At 60.1% G+C, this 18,119-nt stretch carries 15 protein-coding genes and 1 pseudogene; 2 read left to right on the top strand and 14 right to left on the bottom strand.

The window, feature by feature from the left end; translation table 11 throughout:
• The first annotated feature begins 11 nt into the window (after positions 1-11).
• Positions 12-1,193, top strand: a complete 1,182-nt coding sequence (locus tag ACZ89E_RS30235; protein WP_476256958.1) for an aminotransferase class V-fold PLP-dependent enzyme — start codon at positions 12-14, stop codon at positions 1,191-1,193.
• A gap of 3 nt (positions 1,194-1,196) precedes the next feature.
• Here the strand turns inward: ACZ89E_RS30235 and ACZ89E_RS30230 are convergent, their stop codons facing one another.
• The 5 genes from ACZ89E_RS30230 to zwf form a co-directional block, all read right to left on the bottom strand.
• On the bottom strand, positions 1,197-1,919 hold the full coding sequence (locus ACZ89E_RS30230; protein ID WP_476256957.1) for an intradiol ring-cleavage dioxygenase: 723 nt from the start codon (positions 1,917-1,919) through the stop codon (positions 1,197-1,199).
• A 187-nt stretch (positions 1,920-2,106) separates the two neighbouring features.
• Positions 2,107-2,847 (bottom strand): peptidase associated/transthyretin-like domain-containing protein, encoded by a 741-nt coding sequence (locus ACZ89E_RS30225; protein WP_256672232.1) that lies wholly within the window; start codon positions 2,845-2,847, stop codon positions 2,107-2,109.
• A gap of 208 nt (positions 2,848-3,055) precedes the next feature.
• Positions 3,056-3,721, bottom strand: a complete 666-nt coding sequence (locus tag ACZ89E_RS30220) for a bifunctional 4-hydroxy-2-oxoglutarate aldolase/2-dehydro-3-deoxy-phosphogluconate aldolase (protein ID WP_133838056.1) — start codon at positions 3,719-3,721, stop codon at positions 3,056-3,058.
• 17 nt (positions 3,722-3,738) lie between these two features.
• A complete protein-coding gene (pgl, locus tag ACZ89E_RS30215; protein ID WP_476256956.1) occupies positions 3,739-4,452 on the bottom strand; it encodes a 6-phosphogluconolactonase in 714 nt (237 codons plus the stop codon).
• Positions 4,439-5,908 (bottom strand): glucose-6-phosphate dehydrogenase, encoded by a 1,470-nt coding sequence (zwf, locus tag ACZ89E_RS30210; protein ID WP_133838058.1) that lies wholly within the window; start codon positions 5,906-5,908, stop codon positions 4,439-4,441. Before zwf ends, pgl begins: the two co-directional genes overlap by 14 nt.
• A gap of 226 nt (positions 5,909-6,134) precedes the next feature.
• On the opposite strand from zwf, the pseudogene ACZ89E_RS30205 reads away from it, so the two are divergent.
• A pseudogene (locus tag ACZ89E_RS30205) lies at positions 6,135-6,996 on the top strand (MurR/RpiR family transcriptional regulator).
• A 259-nt stretch (positions 6,997-7,255) separates the two neighbouring features.
• On the opposite strand, the gene ACZ89E_RS30200 reads toward ACZ89E_RS30205, so the two are convergent.
• The 9 genes from ACZ89E_RS30200 to ACZ89E_RS30160 form a co-directional block, all read right to left on the bottom strand.
• Positions 7,256-8,110: a D-hexose-6-phosphate mutarotase gene (locus ACZ89E_RS30200; RefSeq protein WP_149657853.1), complete on the bottom strand. Its 855-nt coding sequence runs from the start codon at positions 8,108-8,110 to the stop codon at positions 7,256-7,258.
• Between the two features lie 327 nt (positions 8,111-8,437).
• Positions 8,438-9,787 carry a carbohydrate porin gene (locus ACZ89E_RS30195; protein WP_149657854.1) on the bottom strand — a complete coding sequence of 450 codons (1,350 nt, stop codon included), beginning with the start codon at positions 9,785-9,787 and terminating at the stop codon, positions 8,438-8,440.
• A 99-nt stretch (positions 9,788-9,886) separates the two neighbouring features.
• A complete protein-coding gene (locus tag ACZ89E_RS30190) occupies positions 9,887-11,047 on the bottom strand; it encodes an ABC transporter ATP-binding protein (RefSeq protein ID WP_149657855.1) in 1,161 nt (386 codons plus the stop codon).
• 2 nt (positions 11,048-11,049) lie between these two features.
• A complete protein-coding gene (locus tag ACZ89E_RS30185) occupies positions 11,050-11,892 on the bottom strand; it encodes a carbohydrate ABC transporter permease (protein ID WP_133838062.1) in 843 nt (280 codons plus the stop codon).
• Positions 11,885-12,793 carry a carbohydrate ABC transporter permease gene (locus ACZ89E_RS30180; RefSeq protein ID WP_054044927.1) on the bottom strand — a complete coding sequence of 303 codons (909 nt, stop codon included), beginning with the start codon at positions 12,791-12,793 and terminating at the stop codon, positions 11,885-11,887. Before ACZ89E_RS30180 ends, ACZ89E_RS30185 begins: the two co-directional genes overlap by 8 nt.
• 106 nt (positions 12,794-12,899) lie before the next feature.
• Positions 12,900-14,201, bottom strand: coding sequence for an ABC transporter substrate-binding protein (locus ACZ89E_RS30175; protein ID WP_476256955.1), 1,302 nt, complete (start codon positions 14,199-14,201; stop codon positions 12,900-12,902).
• 117 nt (positions 14,202-14,318) lie between these two features.
• Entirely contained in the window at positions 14,319-15,578 is a 1,260-nt protein-coding gene (locus ACZ89E_RS30170; RefSeq protein ID WP_476256954.1) for a D-mannose isomerase, read from the bottom strand.
• A gap of 261 nt (positions 15,579-15,839) precedes the next feature.
• On the bottom strand, positions 15,840-17,309 hold the full coding sequence (locus tag ACZ89E_RS30165; protein WP_149657858.1) for an ATP-binding protein: 1,470 nt from the start codon (positions 17,307-17,309) through the stop codon (positions 15,840-15,842).
• On the bottom strand, positions 17,299-18,030 hold the full coding sequence (locus tag ACZ89E_RS30160) for a response regulator (RefSeq protein ID WP_476256953.1): 732 nt from the start codon (positions 18,028-18,030) through the stop codon (positions 17,299-17,301). Before ACZ89E_RS30160 ends, ACZ89E_RS30165 begins: the two co-directional genes overlap by 11 nt.
• Positions 18,031-18,119: the final 89 nt, after the last annotated feature.

Raw genomic sequence — 18,119 nt, 5'->3', positions numbered from 1 at the left:
CTGAGTAGCCCATGCCCGATAACACCCGCCGTGCCCGTGATGAGTCCTTCTGGCAAACCTTTGCCGACCGTTACGCGGTCGAACCTGGCCCCATCAACCTGGAGAACGGTTACTTCGGGCGTATGTCGCGCACGGTGGTCGAGGAGTATCAGCGCAATATCGAGCTGATCAACCGCAGTAACTCGGTGCATGTGCGCCAGCATTTCGAGCAGACCGAAAGCCTGGACATCCGGGCGCAGCTGGCCGAGATGATGGGCGTACGGGCGCATTCCATCGCCCTCACCCGCAACGCCTCGGACGGCCTGCAATCGCTGATCCGCAACTACAACCGCTTGCAACCCGGCGATCAGGTGCTGCTCTGCGATCTGGAGTACGACACGGTCAAAGGCGCCCTGCGTTGGCTGGCCCGTCATCGCGGCGTGGAAGTGATCGAAATCGACCACCAGCACCCTGCCACTTTCGACAGTTTGCTCGCCACCTACCGCGAAGCGTTCGTGCGTTATCCGCGCCTCAAGCTGATGGCCCTGACCCACGTCACCCACCGCACCGGCCTGGTGATGCCGGTGCAGGCGATTGCCGCGCTCGCCAAGGAGCATGGCGTCGATGTGATCCTCGACGGCGCCCACGCCCTGGGCCAGATGGAATTCGATCTGGAATCCCTGGGCATCGCCTTCGCCGGCTACAACCTGCACAAATGGATCGGCGCCCCGCTGACCCTGGGCTTCATTTACATCGCGCCCCAGCGTCTGGCCGACATCGACCCGGACATGGGCGAGATGCATTTCCCGATCAACGACATTCGCGCCCGCACGCCGTACAGCACACCGAACATCCCGGCATTGATGACCCTGCCACTGGTGCTCGAGGAGCATCAGGCCATGGGTGGTTCCGCCGCCAAGGGCGCACGGCTCAACTACCTGCGTAATCGCTGGGTCAACGCCGTGCGCGACCTGCCGGGCATCGAAGTCATGACCCCGGACGATCCCCGGCTGTATTGCGGCATTACCTCGATGCGCTTTACCCGCCACGCCGATCAGCACCTCATGGCCGAACGGCTGCTCAATGAGTACAACCTGTTCACCGTGGCCCGCAGCGGCGCCGCCAGCGGACCGTGCATCCGCATCACCCCGGGACTGACCACCACCGCAGCCGATGTGGACCGGCTGGCCCATGCGCTGACCGAGCTGCGTTGAGGCCTACACCGTGTACTTGTCGAAGTCCTCGGGCCTGATCTGCGTCGACACTGCAAAAGTGTCGATGCCAATGGTCAGGTGCCCGAAGAAACCGTCTTCATGGGTATCACGGCCGATGCTGTGAACGGTCAGGGTCGAGGCTTCACCGCCCATTTTGGCGTAGATCTCATCCTGAGCGTTGGTTGGCGCCGTCACTGTCCGGCCGCTATACGCCTTGGCGTTCAGCACCGACCGTGAGGCGACCTCCGGAAAATAAAGCTGCCCGACCCAGGCAACGTGCCGCTCTTCCAGATAGTTGTTACCACCGGTGATTCGCACCGCCACATGAATATGCAGCGCACGGCCGGCATAGAAGCCCGGATAAACCGTGGTAAAGCGCACCACGCCCTTGTTGTCGCTGAACTGCCCGCCGCGCAGGTAAGTGTCGTCGTCGGTGCGTGGAATCGAACCGATGCTGTCAGCATCGACTTCCTGGTCCGGGTTGACCTTGCTCCAGCCCGAATACGCGCCCCTGGCATTGCAGTGCCAGATATCCACCAACGCCCCGGTTACCGGCTCGCCGGTCATGGCATCGACAATCACCAGCCGCAGCACCAGCGGAATGCCGTCCTGGCCTTCGCTGATGTTTCTTCGGATGAGCTTGGGGTTGCGAAAATACGGGCCGGCGATCTGTTCCGGGGTGAGCAGGCAAACCGGTTCGCGGGGAGTAGCTGAGGTGTAATCCATGAGGTTCTCTCTTCCATAAGATGCTGCCAAGGATAGAGAGAGAGGCCGTGCGGGAGGCGATAACTATGTATCGGAAAATGTTTTTTATGTCGGTGCGGAGGATCTTGTACGCAGGCAACCGATGCCCTCGTCGTACAGGACGTACACAACAAAAGTGCCGGACTTTGCCGGCACTTCCTTTTGTGTTTTAAACGGTGTCTTTATAAAAGTCTTCTGGCGTAATGTGCGCGGAAAGAGCATCGGGGTCGACACCAATCACGACAGTTCCCAATAACCGCTCCTGCGCGGTGCCACGGTAGATCCATTCCATATCCATCAGTGTGCCGAAGCCGTGCATTTCGCTGTAGATTTCATCCTGTTCATTGGTCAGGCGAGTAATCTTTCGACCGGCGTAGCCTGGAAGTTCACTGATGTGCGAAGAGATGGATTCAGGAACATACAGTTGACCAACATAGGCTACATGCCGGTCATTATTGTGTTCATCCAACTTTCTGACGGCCACGTGAACATGGATGGACCGGCCCGCATAGAACCCGGGAAACACCGATCGAAAACTGCAATTACCAAGTACATTGGTAAAGCCGCAACCTCTGAGATAACTGTCTTCGTCGGTACGGGGAATAGAACCGATCTCACCGGACAGCGCTTCCTTATCAGGATCTACCTCGCTCCATCCCGAGTATCGGCCTTGGGCATTACAATGCCAGATGTCCACCAGCAGACCTTCAATCGGTTCACAGGTCTTCACATTGACGATACTCAGAATCAACTCCATCGGCACACCCTCGGCGCCCTCGGTAATATCATATCGATGAAGTCGGTCATTACGGAAATAAGGGCCCGCAATTTGCTCAGGCGAAAATACGCACATGGCAGCGCGGGTCTTTTCAAGTTCGTGAGAGCGTTCAGCGTCAATAACAGTTTCCATCAGAATATCCCTATTCATGTTTAATACCTGTTCAGTACAGGTGACCGACGCAGAATATACAAACACACTAACTAAAGGGACAACATTGTTGTTTAAAGTTATGACGTTCGCCCGAGCAATCAAATATCACGGGCAAAAAAAAACGGTGCACCGACCAAGCGCACCGTAAAGCCGTAGAACACACAACGAAGTGTTTGGTAACTACTAATCAGTCCAGCAGCGCCAACGCCTCGGCGGTGCATTCCTGAATGCGGGCCCAGTCGCCGTTCTTGATCCATTCCGGATCAAGCATCCAGCTACCGCCCACGCACATCACGTTTTTCAACGCCATGTAGCTCTTGATGTTGGCCGGGCTCACGCCGCCAGTCGGGCAGAATTTCACTTCGCCGAACGGGCCACCCAAGGCCTTGATGGCCGCGACGCCGCCGCTGACTTCCGCCGGGAACAGCTTGAAGCGGCGATAACCCAGGCCATAGCCTTCCATGATGCCGGAGGCGTTGCTGATGCCGGGCAACAGCGGGATCGGGCTGTCGACACTGGCTTCGAGCAGGTCACGGGTAATGCCTGGGGTGACGATGAATTGCGAACCGGCCCTTTCGGCGGCGGCGAGCATGGTGCGATCGAGCACGGTGCCGGCACCGGTCACCAGTTCCGGACGCTGCTCACGCAGAATCTGAATGGCTTTAAGGCCGAACTGCGAGCGCAGGGTCACTTCCAGGGCGGTCAGGCCACCGGCGGCCAGGGCGTCGGCCAGGGGCAGGACGTCCTGTTCGCGAGCGATGGTGATCACCGGCAAAATCCGCGCCTTGGCACAGAGGCTGTCGATCAGGGCAACTTTATCCGCCATGGAAACGGTCGGGGATGTCTTTGTCATAGCGGCTGATCCTTGGCTCATGGGCACCAGTAAATCTCTAACGTAGGTTGCAGAAACGCGCGAATCGGCATGGCAGCGACATCGTCACCGGCCAATGCGGCACTCAAAGTGGTCAGTTTGGACTGACCGGAAATCGATAGAACGGTGGTCTTGGCCGACGCCAGCAGCGCACGGCTCATGGTCAGGCGCTGATGCGGCACGGTGGGTGCCAGCATCGGATAGCAACGGCGCGTGCCGTCGACTTTCAAGGCCTCGGCCAGGTTCGATCTGTTGGGAAACAGTGACGCGGTGTGACCGTCGTCGCCCATGCCCAAAATCAGCACGTCGATCGGCGGCAATTCCGCGAGCAAGCGATCCGCCTGCTCCGCTGCCAGTTCAAGGTTGGCGGTGGCGCTATAAAGGCTCAAAAACTGCGCCTTGGCCGCCGGGCCTTGCAGCAGGTAACGCTTGAGCAGGCCGGCATTGCTGTCGGCGTGTTCCACCGGCACCCAGCGCTCGTCGGCCAGCGTTACGACAACCTTGGACCAGTCCAGCGTCTGCTTGGCCAGGTGCTGGAAGAACGCCACCGGGCTGCGACCACCGGAAACCACCAGGGTCGCCGTGCCGCGCGCATCAATGGCCTCGCTCAGTTGCTTGGCCACATTCAGCGCCAGGCCTTCGGCCAACAACACCGGGCTCTTGTACTCATGGGCGTTGACGCCCTGAGGCAGTTGCAAATTAGATATCGCCATACCACGACCTCCCATCCCGCGTGATCAGTGCAATGGAGCTCATCGGTCCCCAGGACCCGGCCGCGTACGGCTTGGGCGCATCACCGGATTTTTTCCACCCGGCGATCAACTGGTCACACCACTTCCACGCGGCTTCGATTTCATCTTTACGGACAAACAGGTTCTGATTGCCGCGCATTACTTCCAGCAACAACCGCTCGTAGGCATCGGGAATCCGTGCGCTGCGATAGGTGTCGGAAAAATTCAGCTGCAACGGACCGCTGCGCAGCTGCATGCCCTTGTCCAGGCCTTGTTCTTTGGTCATCACGCGCAAGGAAATGCCTTCGTCCGGTTGCAGGCGGATAATCAGCTTGTTGCTGATTTGCAGGCGCTGCTCGGGAGCGAAGATGTAGTGCGACGGTTCCTTGAAGTGAATGACGATCTGCGACAGCTTCTGCGGCATGCGCTTGCCGGTTCGCAGGTAAAACGGCACGCCGGCCCAACGCCAGTTGCGGATGTCGGCGCGCAGGGCGACGAAGGTTTCGGTGTCGCTCTGGGTGTTGGAATTCGGTTCTTCGAGGTAGCCCGGTACCGGTTTGCCTTCGCTGTAGCCGGCGATGTACTGGCCGCGTACCACTTGGGTGGTCAGGCCTTCGGGGCTGATTGGCGCCAGGGCCTTGAGCACTTTGACTTTCTCGTCACGGATGCTATCGGCGGAGAGGTCGGCCGGCGGGTCCATGGCGATCAGGCAGAGCAGTTGCAGCAGGTGATTCTGGATCATGTCCCGCAGCTGGCCAGCCTTGTCGAAGTAACCCCAGCGGCCTTCGATCCCGACCTTTTCGGCCACGGTGATTTCCACGTGGGAAATGTAATTCTGGTTCCACTGGGTTTCGAACAGGCTGTTGGCGAAACGCAGGGCGATCAGGTTCTGGACGGTTTCCTTGCCCAGGTAGTGGTCGATGCGGTAGGTGCGGTTCTCCGGAAAGAACTGCGCCACGGCATCGTTGACCTTGCGCGAGGATTCCAGGTCCGAACCGATGGGTTTTTCCAGCACGACACGCGTGTTTTCGGTCAGGCCGACCTTCGACAGGTTCTCGCAGATCGCACCGTAAACGGCAGCGGGTGTCGCGAAGTAGGCAATCACCCGCTGGGCGCTGCCGGCCTGTTCGGCCAGGGCAACGTAGTCTTCGGACTTGAGGAAGTCGACGTGCAGGTAGGTCAGGCGGGCGAGGAAGCGCTCGAGTACGGCCTCGTCCAGCTCCTTGGCATCGACGTAGCGGCGCAGCTCCGAGGCGATGAACGCCAGATGCTGTTGCTCGCTGCCGGGTTCACGGGCCAGCGCGATGATGCGCGAGTCCTCGTGCAACAGGCCGGCGCCGTCCAGCTGATAAAGGGCAGGAAACAGCTTGCGCAGGGCCAGATCGCCGAGGGCGCCGAACAAGGCAAAGGTGCACGGTTCTACCGTAATCGAAGGCATGATGTTTGTTCTTTTATCAAGTTAAGCTACAAATACCTTTTTTCAAGGCATCACTCAAGGGAAAATGTAGTAATAACCACAACATTTTCGCAAAATACAGATTGCGAGTGGTGGTCGGTCGGAGCCATCAGTAGGATAGGCCACCGTGACGGGCCGCATCAAAGGCCCTTTTTGCATAGCAGAGCGCATCTTTGCGCTGCTGACTCAAGGAACATCTATGGACCGCGTGCGAAATCTACTGGAACAAATCCAGAATCGCCTTGAAGACCTGAACAAGGCCGAACGCAAAGTCGCCGAAGTGATCCTGCTCAATCCACAGCAGGCCACCCGGTTCAGCATCGCTGCCCTCGCCCAGGCCTCGAAAGTCAGCGAGCCGACGGTCAACCGTTTCTGCCGTTCGTTCGGTGTCAGCGGTTACCCGGAACTGAAACTGCAGCTGGCCCAGAGCCCTGGCCAGTGGCGCGGCGTACGTCAGCCGTGCGGTCGAGGCCGATGACAATCCGGAAGCCTACACCCAGAAAATCTTCGGCAGTGCCATCGCCTCGCTGGACAGCGCTTGCCAGGCCCTGGACCCGAACCTGATCAGCCGCGCCGTCGATCTGTTGATCCAGGCCCGGCAGATCCACTTCTTCGGCCTCGGCGCTTCGGCCCCGGTGGCGCTGGATGCGCAGCACAAGTTCTTCCGCTTCAACCTGGCCGTCACCGCCCATGCCGATGTGCTGATGCAGCGCATGATTGCCTCGGTGGCGCACACCGGTGAGTTGTTCGTGATCATTTCCTACACCGGCCGCACCCGCGAACTGGTGGAGGTGGCGCGCATTGCCCGGGAGAACGGCGCGTCGGTGCTGGGCTTGACCGCTGAGAACTCACCGCTGGCCAAGGCCAGTACCTTGAGCCTGAACATTCCGTTGCCGGAAGACACCGACATCTATATGCCGATGACCTCGCGGATTATTCAGCTGACGGTGCTGGACGTGTTGGCGACCGGCATGACCTTGCGCCGCGGGGTGGATTTCCAGCCGCATTTGCGCAAGATCAAAGAGAGTTTGAACGCGAGCCGGTATCCGGTGGGTGACGAGTTTAATTAACCCGTAGCGATCGTTCCCACGCTCTGCGTGGGAATGCCTCAAGGGACGCTCCGCGTTCAGTGACGCGGAGCGTCACGGGCTGCATTCCTTTGCTGCGCGTGGGAACGATCAATATCTTCATCGGCTGTTCCGGCCTCTTCGCGGGCAAGCCTCGCTCCTACAGGGGGTGATGGTGGACGCGATAATGGCGACGAACCAAAAACCTGTAGGAGCGAGGCTTGCCCGCGAAGGCGTCAGCCGCAACACCGCAGGACTTGAGCTAAGCCCCCACCCACGCCTGCAAACTCAAATGCGCCCGCTCCCCCGGCGCCAGGCTCAGGCTGTCGGTGCCGCCACTCGCCGCTTCCACGCAGACAAACTCCAACACCTCATCCCAGCTCACCCCCAGCAACGGCCGCGACCCCGGATGCCAGACCACCGTGTCCGCCGCATCGCCGGTGTCGATGCACAACTCCCGCTGCCAGGCGTGGTCCTTGAGCTGCAATTCGCCGTCGTGCTGGAACACGCGCTGACAGCCGCCCTCGACCCGCAACTCCCCTTCTTGCTGACACGCCTGACGGTTCAACTGATCGTATCCTTGCGCCCCGTCGAGCCCAGACAGCGCTACCTCAGCCACGTCGCCAATACGCCAGTAGGCATGCAACGCCTGGCTCAATTGGCATGGCAGGGTGTCTTGGTGCTCGGTGCTCAGGCGCAAGTCCATGCGTTCACCCAGATGGGCGTGCAGGTCCACCGTCCAGTCGCACAGTTGCAATTGCCAGTGCAAGCGCACGCCATCGTCGTCGGTGCTGCTGTCGAGCAGCTTCCAGTCCAGCAGGCGCGCCCAACCGTGGGATGGCCACGCATTCTCGCTTGGATGACGACCAAACCACGGCCAGCACACCGGTACGCCGCCACGGATGGCGCCCACGTGCGGCCACTTCGCCGCGCACCACAACCAGGGTTTCTGCCCTGCTGGCTGGAAGTGCAACAACTGCGCGCCCTGGCGACTGAACACCGCCTGGCACAGCGGATGATCGATCACCAGCACGTCGCGCATCTGATAGCGCTCCCACGCAAACACCGGTCGTTCGCGCAAGGATTTGAAGAAGCGTTGTAGCGGATGCTCATGCATGTGCCGCAGTCCTGGAAATCATGGGTGTACTCATACTTTTGCGCCCAGTGAACCACTGTGGCGAGGGGGCTTGCCCCCGTTCGGCTGCGAAGCAGTCGTAAACCTGGGGAATGCGGTTTGCCTGAAACACTGTGGTGGCTGGTGACTGGTGACTGGTTAAGGGCTGCTTCGCAGCCCGGCGGGAGCAAGCTCCCTCGCCACAGCAAACTCCCTCGCCACAACAAGCGCCCTCGCCACAGGTCCTTCATTGACCCTGCACAAAAAAAAGCGGATAGCCTTGGCCATCCGCAAATATGCGCACTTGGAGAGGAGCTTATCGCAACAGCGTTAGAACACCGACTGAATTTTCAGACCGGCGACCAGCGCGTTGTCGACTTCATCAACACCGCCCGGGTGAGTGATGTATTGCAGGTTAGGACGCACGGTCAGCCAGTTGGTAACGTGGAAGCCGTAGTTGATTTCGTAGTTGTACTCGGTGCTGCGCAGGGGGGCGAACAGCGGATCCTGGTAGTCGCTGACACCATTGGAAGCGTTGACCAGTTCGGCGTTTTTCTTCACGTCGTCGTTGACATGGATACGGGCAGCGCCGATGCCGACGTCATCTTTGGGACGTGCATCAAACGGGCCTTTGTACACAAACATCAGCGACTGGTAGTTGTCGACGATGTTGGTGTCCTTGTCGTGGAACGTGGCGTTGGCGGCGATGTTCAGACCGCGGGACGCGTCACCGTTGTGGGTGGTGAGTTGTTGCTGCGCAACGAACCAGTAGCCGGATTTGCTGCTGTGGCTGCGATAGGCGTTACCGCTGGTGGCGGCATCATCACCGTTGACGTCTTCGCGAACGTCATCAGCCTTGGCGGTGCTTTTGTAGTAACCGACGCGGTATTCGCCCGGCAGGTTATTCGGGTTAGGCAACCAGACCAGTTCGACCGGGATAACGGTGCCCGCTGTACCACTGCCGCTGAGCTTGAAGCCGTTACCGTGTTCCAGCTGCGACGGGTTCTGGTTGTACGCGCCGATCTGCGCATAGAACTCAGGCGAAATGTTGTACTTCACGCGCAGGGCGGCCTGGCTGACTGGCCAGTTGTACCAGATGTTGGTGGCCCAGTTACCCACCTGGGAACCGCAGAACGCCAGGTTCTGGAACTCGCACGGGAAGGTGTTGAAGTCTTCGCCTTCGCCGAAGTAACCGGCCTTGACGTCCAGTTTGCCGTCGAGGAACTGGTGTTTGATCCACAACTGGGTCAGACGGACCATGTGGCCACGACCGTAAACTTCTTGCGAAGAACTCAAGGTGCCGGCACGCGGGTCGCCGACACGGTCGTTGGAGATGTTTTCACCGTTACGGTTGGTGAACTGGATCTTCGCCTGGGTGTTATCCCAGCCCCAGAGCTTTTGCAGGTCCAACGCGACGCCCAGGCCAAACTGGTCGGCGTAACGCGCGGTCTTGTCGTTGTTGTAGCCACCGTGGAGGTTGCCGCCGACTTCGCCGACGTAGTCCATCTTGATGTCGATACCCTGCTCGATCAGCTTGGTCCGCTCACCACCCCAATCCCCGGTCATCCACTGGGAATCGGCGCTGAACGCGTCAGCCGCGTGAACGCTACCGACCAGGGTCATTGCCGCCGCAACAGCTGACAGTTGGCAGATAAGCTGAGCGTTGTTCTTCTTCTTCATCCCTACATCCTCGTTTTATTGTTATTAACTGTTTTTATCTAACGCGGTTTACATAGATTGCGGCGAATGTCCCCATTCGCCGCGTATCCCCTTTGATCTTTACCGGCCTTTGAATTGCGCGATGTTGCCAACCGATGCTTCGGTCTTCGCCACACCCGCAACCCCCAGGCGCTCCCCGGTCTTGGCATCGAACAGCAACACTTTCGATGGATCGAATTGCAGGGTCAGGGTCTCGCCCACGCCCGGCGCTACGTCTGGCGCCAAACGGCAGCAGACCTTGGTTTCGTTCAGGCTGACGAACACCAGGGTGTCCGGGCCGGTCGGTTCGGTGACCTGGACTTCGGCGCGAATGGTCGGCAAACCGTTCGGTTCGCCGTTGGCCAGTACGATCTGTTCCGGGCGCAGGCCGAGGATCACTTCGCGATCTTCGAGACCAGCGTCCTGCATGCCCATTGGCAATTCACAACGGGCCTGGCCGCTGTCGAGCAGCGCCACCAGACGACCGTCCTTGCGCTGCAAGCGCAGCGGGATGAAGTTCATCGGCGGCGAGCCGATGAAGCTCGCCACGAACAGGTTGGCCGGGTTGTTGTAGATGTCTTTCGGCGTGCCGAACTGCTGAATGATCCCGTCCTTCATCACCGCCACTTTGTCGCCCAGGGTCATCGCTTCGATCTGGTCGTGGGTCACGTAGACCGTGGTGGTTTTCAGGCGCTGGTGCATCAGTTTCATTTCGGTACGCATCTCGACCCGCAGCTTGGCGTCGAGGTTGGACAGCGGTTCGTCGAACAGGTAGATCTTCGGCCGACGCGCCAGGGCACGGCCCATGGCCACGCGCTGTTGCTGGCCACCGGAGAGCTGGCCGGGCTTGCGGTTGAGCAGGTGTTCGATCTGCAGCAGCTTGGACACCCGCGCCACTTCCGTTTCGATGTCGGCAGCGGGCATTTTGCGGATCTTCAAGCCGAAGGCGATGTTCTCGCGCACGCTCATGGTCGGGTACAGCGCGTAGGACTGGAACACCATGGCGATGTCCCGGTCTTTCGGGCTCATGCCGCTGACGTCCTGGTCATCGATCATGATCGCGCCGCCGGTGATGGTTTCCAGGCCGGCGATGCAATTCATCAGGGTCGACTTGCCGCAACCCGAAGGTCCGACCAGGATCAGGAACTCACCGTCCTTGATCGACAGTTCGATGTTCTTCAGGGTGTCCGGCAGGCCGGGACCGTAAGTCTTGTTTACATTGCGAAGTTCGAGCGTAGCCATGATTACCCCTTGACTGCGCCGGCCGTCAGCCCGCGCACGAAATACTTGCCTGCGACCACATAGACCAGCAGGGTCGGCAGCCCGGCGATCATCGCCGCCGCCATATCAACGTTGTATTCCTTGGCCCCGGTACTGGTGTTGACCAAGTTGTTCAGCGCTACTGTGATGGGTTGCGAATCACCGCTGGAGAACACCACGCCGAACAGGAAGTCGTTCCAGATCTGAGTGAACTGCCAGATCAGGCAGACCATGATGATCGGGGTGGACATCGGCAGGATGATCAGCCGGAAGATGGTGAAGAAACCCGCGCCATCGAGCCGCGCGGCCTTCACCAGCGCATCGGGCACGCTGACGTAGTAGTTGCGGAAAAACAGCGTGGTGAACGCCAGGCCGTAGACCACGTGCACGAACACAAGGCCCGTGGTGGTACTCGCCAGGCCCATCTTGCCGAGGGTGAACGAGGCCGGCAGCAGCACGGTCTGGAACGGCAGGAAGCAGCCGAACAGCAGCAAACCGAAGAACAGTTGCGAGCCACGGAAGCGCCACATCGACAGCACGTAGCCGTTCAACGCACCGATCGCAGTGGAGATCAGTACCGCCGGAACGGTGATCTTGATCGAGTTCCAGAAGTACCCGTCAACCGTGCCCCAGGCCTTGACCCAGCCAATGCCGCTGACCACGGTCGGCCAGCTCAGCAGGTTGCCGGAGTTGATGTCTTCCGGGGTCTTGAAGCTGGTCAACAGCATGACCACCAGCGGAATCAGGTACAGGAACACCGCGAGGATCAGCACGGCGTAGATCGCGATGCGACTCAGGCTGATGGAAGGTTTGGCGAAACTAGTCATGGCGCTTGGTCCTCAGCTCGGAGTACAGGTAAGGCACGATGATTGCGAGAATCGCACCGAGCATCAGGATTGCACTGGCCGAACCCATGCCCATCTGGCCGCGGCTGAAGGTGAAGGAATACATGAACATCGCTGGCAGGTCGGAGGAATACCCCGGGCCACCGGCGGTCATGGCCGCGACCAGGTCGAAGCTCTTGATCGCGATGTGAGCGAGGATCATCACGGCACTGAAGAACACCGGACGCAGGCTTGGCAACACCACTTTGAGGTAGATACGCGGCATGCTCGCGCCATCGATCTGGGCGGCGCGGATGATCGATTGATCAACCCCACGCAGGCCGGCAAGGAACATCGCCATGATAAAACCCGAGGCTTGCCAGACAGCAGCGATCACCAGGCAATACACCACGCGATCCGGGTCGATCAGCCAGTCCAGGCGGAAGCCTTCCCAACCCCAGTCACGCAACAATTTGTCCAGGCCCATGCCCGGGTTGAGCAGCCATTTCCATGCGGTACCGGTCACGATCATCGAGAGCGCCATCGGGTACAGGTAAATGGTGCGGATGAAGCCTTCGCGACGAATGCGCTGGTCGAGGAACACCGCCAGCAGCACACCGATCACCAGCGTGATGCCGATAAACATGCCGCCGAATACCGCCAGGTTCTTGCTCGCTACCCACCAACGGTCGTTGTCGAACAGCCGTTGGTATTGCGCCAGGCCCGCCCACTTGTAAGTCGGCAGGAAGGTCGAAGTCGTGAACGACAGCACGAACGTCCAGAGGATATAGCCATAGAAGCCCACCAGGACGATGAACATGCTGGGCGCCAGCACCAGTTTAGGGAGCCAGCGCTGCAATGCATCGAACGGCGAGGCCTTGCTGAACACAGCAACAGAACTCATGGGAAGATCCAGTACGGGAAGAGAAGTTGAAGGCAGTTATGAGCGGCAAGCTGCAAGACAAGCAGACCTCACTTGCAGCTTGTAGCTCGCAGCTTGCCGCTGATACCTACTTGGCAGACTTGACCGCTGCGCCGAGTTTCTTGGCGGCATCGGCCGGATCGGCTTTCGGATCGTTGATGAAGTTGGTCACGACATCAAAGAACGCACCCTGTACCGCCAGCGTGGTCGCCATGTTGTGCGCCATGCTCGGTTGCAGGCCGCCGGACTTGGCGTCCGCCAGGAAGTCCTTGGCCGCAGTCTGGGCGCAGGAGTCGAAGCCGAGCTTGTCCATTTCGTGGAGCATGTCGTTTCGAACCGGGATCGAGCCTTTGTTGATGCTGAAGACTTTCTGGAAGTTCTCACCCAGCACGACCTTGGCAATGTCCTGCTGCGCGGCAGCCGTGCCCTTGTCTTTCTGCTTGAACACCGCCAGGGAGTCGATGTTGTAGGTGAAGGCCTTTTCGGTGCCCGGGAAGGCTACGCACTGGTAGTCCTTGCCGGCGACTTTCTTGGCTGCGGTCCATTCGCTCTTGGCCCAGTCACCCATGATCTGCATGCCGGCCTTGCCGTTGATGACCTTGGCCGCTTCCAGGTTCCAGTCCTGGCCTTTGCCGTCGACGTCCATGTAGGTCGCGACTTTCTTCAGCTCGGTCAGCGACTTGACCATTTCAGGTCCGGTCAGTGCCGCGTTGTCCAGGTCGACCAGGGCTTTCTTGTAACCGTCGGCGCCCATGACCGAAAGCACTACGGCTTCGAACACGGTGCTGTCCTGCCAAGGCTGGCCGCCGTGGGCCAGGGCGATGAAGCCTGCTTTCTTGAGCTTGTCGCCCGCGGCGTAGAATTCGTCGAGGGTGGTCGGGGCTTTTTCGATCCCGGCTTTCTTGAAGACTTCCGGGTTGATCCACAGCCAGTTCACGCGGTGAATGTTCACCGGCACGGCCACGTAGTCACCGTCGTACTTCACGGTATCGGAGACTTTCTTGTCGAGCAGGCTGTCCCACTTTTCCGACTTGGCGGTGTCTTTCAACACGTCGGTGTCGAGCAGGCCGGTGGATGCCCATTCCTGGATGTCCGGACCCTTGATCTGCGCGACGCCTGGCGGGTTACCGGCCACGGCGCGGCTTTTCAGCACGGTCATGGCAGTCGCACCGCCACCACCGGCGACGGCGCCGTCTTTCCAGGTGAAGCCGTCTTTTTCGACTTGGGCCTTGAGCACATCAACGGCCGCTTTTTCGCCACCGGACGTCCACCAGTGAACGACTTCTACCGAACCTTTGGATTCGGCGGCAAGCGCACTGACAGGGAATGCAGAGATAGGAAGCAATGAGGCAAGAGAAATGACAGTAGCGAGGCGAGAAATCGCATTCATCTAGAATTACCTTTCTTGTTGTTATGCATGCAAGTCTGGTGCTTGCGCTGCATAGGATTTTAAACAGGAGTTATCCCCTCGCAGGTAACGAAGGGACGCTTGAATGTCACCACATGGTTACACAGGAACGCTCTGGGACAACTGCCCCAAGGCCGTTGCCATGCTCGGCGCCAAGGGCAGGCGCGGAATCAGAACAGCTTGCCAGGCGTGATACAGATCCGGCTTGCCGCCCCAGATATCGGCACTCGGGCGGTTTTGCGGGTCCAGTTCATGGTGCCAACTGCCATCGCAACGGTCGATGAAATGGTTGTCACAAAATTCCCAGAACAGTCGGTACCAGGTTTCGTATTGCGCATCGCCGGTACGTTTAAGTAACGCACTGGCAGCGGCGCTGGCTTCGCAATGAGTCCAGTGCAAACGGTGGCGAACCACGGCGCGGTTGTCCCAATCCAGGGTGTAGACAATCCCCGGCAAGCCATCGATGTTCCAGCCGTGGCGGCAGTTGTGATCGAAGAGTTTTTGCGCATCGGTCGCCAGCCAACCCGGCGTGAGCATCCCGGCCTGCACCCGCGCCGCTTCGAGGTGCAGCAACAGCCGCGCCCATTCGAAACCGTGTCCTGGCGTGGTGCCGTAAGGGCGGAAACCGTCGGCCGGGTTGTCGTGGTTGTACCCGCGCAACGGTTGCCAGTCGCGATCGAAATGCTCGACCACCAGGTAATCGTTAGCGGCGGCGTGACCGTGGATGACGCGCTCGACGATGCGTTGCGCGCGAACCAGCCAGCGGTGGTCGTCGGTGACATCCGCCAGCGCGAGAAAGGCTTCGGTGGCGTGCATATTGCTGTTGGCGCCGCGATAGGCTTCCTCGCAGCTCCAGTCGCGATTGAAGGATTCGCGCATCGCGCCCTCCTCCTCGCTCCAGAAATGCGTGTCGATGATGTGGATGGCATCGTCGAGCAAGGCTTGGGCGCCGGGGCGTTGGGCGACCACCGCAGAACTGGCAGCCAGGGCGACGAAGGCGTGCAGGTACGCGGCTTTGCCGGTGTTGTCGTCACGATGCTGGGCTGTGGCGAACCAGCCGCCGTGTTTAGCATCTTTCAACGGGCCGTTGAGGGCCTGGACGCCGTGATCCACCAACTCGGCAAACCCCGGCAGGCCCTGGATATGCGCCATGGCGAAGCTGTGGGTCATGCGCGCGGTGTTCATGGTTTCGGCTTGCGCACTGGCCGGGAGCTGGCCTCTTTCATCGAGATTACCGAAGCCTTCGGGAAGCTTCGAAGCCTTGGCGAACGCCAGCAGGCGCAGGCCTTCGGCGGCGAGCCATTGCTGGTGGGCAGGCGCGTTCAGCCAACTGCTGAAGGCCGGTTGGAAGGTGTCCATGGGGTACCTTTTTTGTTGTTATGACTGGAGGGCAGTCTAAACAACGGTCAAGGTGCGGCAGGTAACGAAGGGGGCGGGTTTTGTCACCGGGTTGTGACATTCATCCAACTCTGCGGAGAGTGATGACTGTGGCGAGGGGGCTTGCCCCCGTTCGGCTGCGAAGCAGTCGTAAAACTGCCACTTCATTTCTTCAGGTAAACCGCAGTGACTGTATTGGGAGCGCTTCGCACTCCAACGGGGGCAAGCCCCCTCGCCACAGGTTTAATCAATACTGCGCGGCAACTGCAACGTCACCCGCAACCCACCCTCACGAAGATTTTGCAGGCTGACCTCACCGCCATGGCTATGCGCGATATTGCGCGCAATCCCCAACCCCAACCCATACCCCTGCTGCTGGCCAGACAAGCGGAAGTGCGGTTCAAACACCTGCTCCATCCGCTGCTCCGGCACGCCCGGCCCTTCATCGTCCACGTGCAGGATGAATGCACTCTGGTCATCGTCGATATGCAGGTGCGCGTTTTGCCCGTACTTCAAGGCGTTGTCGATCAGGTTGCCGATGCAGCGCTTGAGCGCCAGGGGTTTGCCCGGATACGCGGCAAATGCCCGCCCCTGTTGGGTCACGCGACCATTGCCGTTGGGCGCCAGGTACGGCTCCACCAGGCAGTCGAGCACGTGATTGAGGTCCACCAGCTCGATGTTTTCGTGGATGTCAGTGTCTTTCACGCATTGCAGCGCGCCTTTGACCAGCAGCTCCAGCTCATCCAGATCGCGGCCGAACTTGGCTTGCAGCTTTTCGTCTTCGAGCAATTCGACCCGCAGCCGCAGCCGGGTAATCGGCGTGCGCAGGTCGTGGGAGATGGCGCTGAACAACTGGCTGCGCTCGGTCAGGTAGCGGCTGATCCGTTCGCGCATCGCGTTGAAGGCGCGACCCACTTCGACAACCTCGCTGCCGCCACCCTCGGGCACCGGCTCGACTTCGGCACCGAGGGACATGTCCCGCGCCGCCCGGGCCAAACGCTTGAGCGGACGACTTTGCCAGTGCACCAGCAAGCCGATAAACAACAGCAAAAAGCCGCTGGTGAGCACGATAAACCACACCTGCTGCGCCGGCAGGCCCTGCTCTTCAAGGCTGGTGTAGGGCTCGGGCAGCAACGAGGCGATGTACAGCCATTCCCCCGGCGCCATCTGGATTTGCGTGACCAGCACCGGCGGGTTCACCGGCTCCAGGGTCAACGCGTAATGCGCCCAGGAGCGCGGCAATTCATCGAGTTTCAACCCGCTGTTGAAGATCCGCAGGTCTTCGGGGCTGACGAAGGTCACCGAGATATCCGCGTCATGGCCCAGGGATTCGCGCAGCACTTCGTCCACCGCTTTGAGCACCGCCGCTTTGCGTGGGGTGATCGGCAGTACTTCCATACCCAGCGGTTTGTCATTGAGGGTCACCACGAACCGGGTGCCGCCCATGCTGCGCAACTGGTCGAGCACCAAGGGCCGAAAGGCGACGGGCAACGAGCGGAAATAGCTGACGCTGGCGGTCATTGAATGGGCCAGGCTGCGGGCGCTGGTGACCAGGCCTTCGAGCTGGGTCGCGCGCAGTTGCGAAACCCAGATCACGCTCGACAGCGCCTGGGCGAACAACACCACCAACAGGGTCAGCAGCAACATCCGCCCGAGCAACGAGCGGGGCACCGGCACTTTGGCGGCAAGCCGACGCAGGAACTCAGTGGCCATTGCTGGCGACCACGTTGGCGGCCAGTTGGTAGCCACTGCCCCGCACGGTACGAATCAATCGCGGCGGTTTTTCAGTGTCGCGCAGGCGCTGACGCAAACGGCTGACGGCCATGTCGACGATGCGATCCAGCGGCATCAAGTCGCGGCCACGGGTGGCGTTGCCGATGGTGTCGCGGTCGAGGATTTCCTGGGGATGATCGAGGAACAGTTTCAGCAGCGCGAAGTCGGCACCGGAGAGAATCACTTCTTCGCCATCGATGTGGAACAGCCGATGACTCACCATGTCCAGGCGCCAGTCATCGAAGGCCAGCACTTCACTGCCGGAACGTTCCTGACCGAACTGGGCGCGGCGCAACAAGGCCTTGATCCGCGCCTGCAATTCGCGGGGGCTGAAGGGTTTGCCCAGGTAGTCGTCAGCACCGAGTTCCAGGCCGATCACGCGGTCGGCTTCGTCGGAGCTGGCGGTGAGCATGATGATCGGCACCTGGGCCTGGCGCGGGTGCTGGCGAATCCAGCGGCACAGGCTGAAGCCGTCTTCGTCCGGCAGCATCACATCAAGGATCACCAGATCGCTCGGCGCGTCGTTCATCGCCTGGCGAAAGCCGGCGCCGTCCGGCGTGGTGCGCACCTGAAAACCTGCGCGGGTCAGGTAGGTGTCCAGCAACTCGCGTATCTCTTGATCGTCATCGACCAACAAAATCGACTTGTTGACTGAGGTCACAGGGGCGGCATCCTTGTTGTTTGAATTGGGCGGATTATGCCTGATCGTTCGATCGTTCCCACGCTCTGCGTGGGAATGCCTCTAGGGAC

It is taken from the genome of Pseudomonas sp. TE3899, assembly GCF_056279105.1.
The sequence above is the reverse complement of the archived record's forward strand: the minus strand, read 5'-3'. Positions and strand labels throughout refer to the sequence as shown.

Bases quoted from the DNA above. Each gene is read 5' to 3' on its own strand.
- ACZ89E_RS30230 (WP_476256957.1), bottom strand. From the start codon at position 1,919: ATGGATTACACCTCAGCTACTCCCCGCGAACCGGTTTGCCTGCTCACC.
- zwf (WP_133838058.1), bottom strand. From the start codon at position 5,908: ATGCCTTCGATTACGGTAGAACCGTGCACCTTTGCCTTGTTCGGCGCC.
- ACZ89E_RS30190 (WP_149657855.1), bottom strand. From the start codon at position 11,047: ATGGCTACGCTCGAACTTCGCAATGTAAACAAGACTTACGGTCCCGGC.
- ACZ89E_RS30195 (WP_149657854.1), bottom strand. From the start codon at position 9,787: ATGAAGAAGAAGAACAACGCTCAGCTTATCTGCCAACTGTCAGCTGTT.
- ACZ89E_RS30200 (WP_149657853.1), bottom strand. From the start codon at position 8,110: ATGCATGAGCATCCGCTACAACGCTTCTTCAAATCCTTGCGCGAACGA.
- ACZ89E_RS30220 (WP_133838056.1), bottom strand. From the start codon at position 3,721: ATGACAAAGACATCCCCGACCGTTTCCATGGCGGATAAAGTTGCCCTG.
- ACZ89E_RS30185 (WP_133838062.1), bottom strand. From the start codon at position 11,892: ATGACTAGTTTCGCCAAACCTTCCATCAGCCTGAGTCGCATCGCGATC.
- ACZ89E_RS30180 (WP_054044927.1), bottom strand. From the start codon at position 12,793: ATGAGTTCTGTTGCTGTGTTCAGCAAGGCCTCGCCGTTCGATGCATTG.
- pgl (WP_476256956.1), bottom strand. From the start codon at position 4,452: ATGGCGATATCTAATTTGCAACTGCCTCAGGGCGTCAACGCCCATGAG.
- ACZ89E_RS30235 (WP_476256958.1), top strand. From the start codon at position 12: ATGCCCGATAACACCCGCCGTGCCCGTGATGAGTCCTTCTGGCAAACC.
- ACZ89E_RS30225 (WP_256672232.1), bottom strand. From the start codon at position 2,847: ATGGAAACTGTTATTGACGCTGAACGCTCTCACGAACTTGAAAAGACC.
- ACZ89E_RS30165 (WP_149657858.1), bottom strand. From the start codon at position 17,309: ATGGCCACTGAGTTCCTGCGTCGGCTTGCCGCCAAAGTGCCGGTGCCC.
- ACZ89E_RS30175 (WP_476256955.1), bottom strand. From the start codon at position 14,201: ATGAATGCGATTTCTCGCCTCGCTACTGTCATTTCTCTTGCCTCATTG.
- ACZ89E_RS30170 (WP_476256954.1), bottom strand. From the start codon at position 15,578: ATGGACACCTTCCAACCGGCCTTCAGCAGTTGGCTGAACGCGCCTGCC.